This window comes from Methylobacterium aerolatum (assembly GCF_022179085.1).
Taxonomy (GTDB): domain Bacteria; phylum Pseudomonadota; class Alphaproteobacteria; order Rhizobiales; family Beijerinckiaceae; genus Methylobacterium; species Methylobacterium aerolatum.
Map to the genome: position 1 here is coordinate 1 of NZ_BPQE01000060.1, position 2,294 is coordinate 2,294.

Below are 2,294 nucleotides of genomic sequence, written 5' to 3' on the forward strand. Positions count from 1 at the left end.
TGGCTTGAGGACACCGCTTACACCGCCGCGCAAGCGGCCCTCGAAGCTGCATGCCGACAAGGCCTACGACCACCGCCGCTGTCGTCAGGCGCTGACCCGCCGCCGCATCCGGCCCCGCATCGCCCGGCGCGGGATCGAGAGCAGCCAGCGGCTGGGACGTCGCAGGTGGGTCGTCGAGCGCACGCTGGCGTGGTTTGGGATTGGGATTGGGATTGCCCCGGTTCGGTGGACGGTTAGGGTGCTTGCTTGATCCAGGCCAGGCTTGACGTGTCTTTTTCGGTTTCCTGCTCGAAAACAACGGATGAGCGCTAGCCAAGAGCGGAATGAAGGCGCAGCGGATTGTAGAAGCCCTCGATGTAGCTGAACATCGCCATCCGGGCTTCGGCCTGAGAGCGGAAGCGGCGGCGAGCGAGCAACTCGCATTCGAGGGTGGAGAAGAAACTCTCGGCCATGGCGTCGTCGTACGCGTCGCCGACAGAGCCCATCGAGGAGCGCACACCCGCCTCCCGGCAGCGGTTGCCGAAGGCCAGCGAGGTGTATTGCGACCCCTGGTCCGAGTGGTGGATCACCTCGTGCGGTCGGCGCTGCGCGACGGCCATCTCCAAGGCATCCAGCACCAGCTCCGAGCGGAGGTGATGGGCCATGGCCCACCCGACGATGCGGCGGCTGAAGGCGTCGAGCACCACGGCGAGGTAGAGGAAACCAGAAACCGTCGGCACATAGGTGATGTCGGCGACCCAGAGCCGGTTCGGTGCCTCGGCCGAGAACACGCGATCGACGAGATCGGGGGCGGGCCTCGCCTCCCGGTCCGGCCGCGTCGTGACGGGGCCGCCGCGCCGGTGGCATGCCCCGACGAGGCCGGCTTCCCGCATCAACCGGGCGATCCGTTTGCGGGAGTGTCGCTCACCTTGCATCCGCAGATCGGCCTGGACGCGCGGCGCGCCATAGGTCTCATGCGAGCCGAGGTGAACGGTGCGGATCCGCTTCAGCAGCGCGGCATCAGCCACCTTCCGCATCGAGGTCGGCCGACCGATCCAGGCATAGTATCCGGCCTTCGATACGCCGAGCGTGCGGGCCATGACGGCGATGGGGAAGTCGGCCCGGTTGGCGCTCATGAACCGGAAGACCCTGATGGCAGAACCCCGGTCTCCCGCGCAAACCAGGCCGTCGCGCGAGAGAGGATATCGCGCTCCAGCTTCAACTGCCGGACCTCCCGCCGGAGCCGGGCGAGCTCGTCACGCTCGGTCGCTGTCAGGCCAGGATCGGCGGGCGGCGGCTTGGCCTCCCGCCGACCTTCACTGCGATCAGCTTCAGCCACCCAGTTCTGAATGGTCTGGCGTGCGGGCTCGAACTCGCGGGCGAGGTCGGTCGGATCCCGGCCGGCACGGACCAGATCGACCATCTGCCGGCGGAACTCAGCGGGGTATGCGGGACGGGTCTTGGGCATCGGAAAAACACCTCACGCGAAAGCGTTCTCGGTGTCGACCGAACCGGGGCAATCCCAATCCCAGGCTACGACGGATCTGCAGGCCGCGCGTCCACAGGCCAGCCTGTTCGTAGTCGGCCCCGTCGCGGTCGGCCAACTCGCAGCAGGCCCAGTCGTAAAGCCGCGCGCCCTTCGTGCCCTTGCCCGCCGACAGGCGCGTCCAGACTGACGGTGAGCGGGCCATGCATCGAGATGTACTTGCCGCTTTCTTACTCGTCATTGGTATCGAACCGCATTGAAATGAAAAGAGGCCGCGGTTGCAAACCGCGACCTCTTTCACTTCCGGAGGGCTCCTAGCTGAAAGCCCTCCGACTTCAGCTTAGCTACCGTGCTTACCTATGTTGCTAAGCAGGTCATTCGGCGATGACGAGGTGGAAGAAGAACCACCAAAATTGGGCTTATTAATCCCAGATGAGAAACCCTGCTGAGTTAGGGTGTTGCTCGAATTACCGCCAAGGCTGAAGGCCTTCAGAAGTGTCATAACATCTTGCTGAGCTGAAGGATCCGTCAGTAGTGCGCTCACCGACCCATGGTTGGCAATCAGACGACTGATGAGATCTCCCAGCGACTTCAAGACCTTCATATCAGACACACCCGAACCCGAAGCAGGATTTGTAAACACTGGGTGAGTTCCAGTGTTTGCCGATCCTGGGTCGATAACAGCCCCACTCCCGCCGTTCACTCCGGTCGAACCCGTAGGCCCGGTGGTAAGGTTGTCCTGGGTCGAACCCGTGGCTCCGGATGCTCCGACAGTTCCCGTCGCTCCGGTCGAACCCGTCGCTCCAGTACGGCCCGTCGCTCCGGTCGA

At 64.3% G+C, this 2,294-nt stretch carries 1 protein-coding gene and 2 pseudogenes; 1 reads left to right on the plus strand and 2 read right to left on the minus strand.

Going from position 1 to position 2,294, the window contains the following annotated elements; all coding sequences use genetic code 11:
• Window positions 1-196: pseudogene (locus tag MFF06_RS22530) on the plus strand (IS5/IS1182 family transposase); the annotation flags it as partial.
• A gap of 112 nt (window positions 197-308) precedes the next feature.
• Here the strand turns inward: MFF06_RS22530 and MFF06_RS22535 are convergent.
• Both MFF06_RS22535 and MFF06_RS22540 read right to left on the minus strand, forming a co-directional pair.
• Window positions 309-1,447, minus strand: a protein-coding gene (locus tag MFF06_RS22535; RefSeq protein WP_238208436.1) for an IS3 family transposase whose coding sequence is annotated in 2 segments (ribosomal slippage) — window positions 309-1,168 and window positions 1,168-1,447 — 1,140 coding nt in all. Because the reading frame shifts where the segments join, the coding sequence is not laid out codon by codon here.
• A gap of 52 nt (window positions 1,448-1,499) precedes the next feature.
• Window positions 1,500-1,661: pseudogene (locus tag MFF06_RS22540) on the minus strand (IS701 family transposase); the annotation flags it as partial.
• Between the last annotated feature and the right edge of the window lie 633 nt (window positions 1,662-2,294).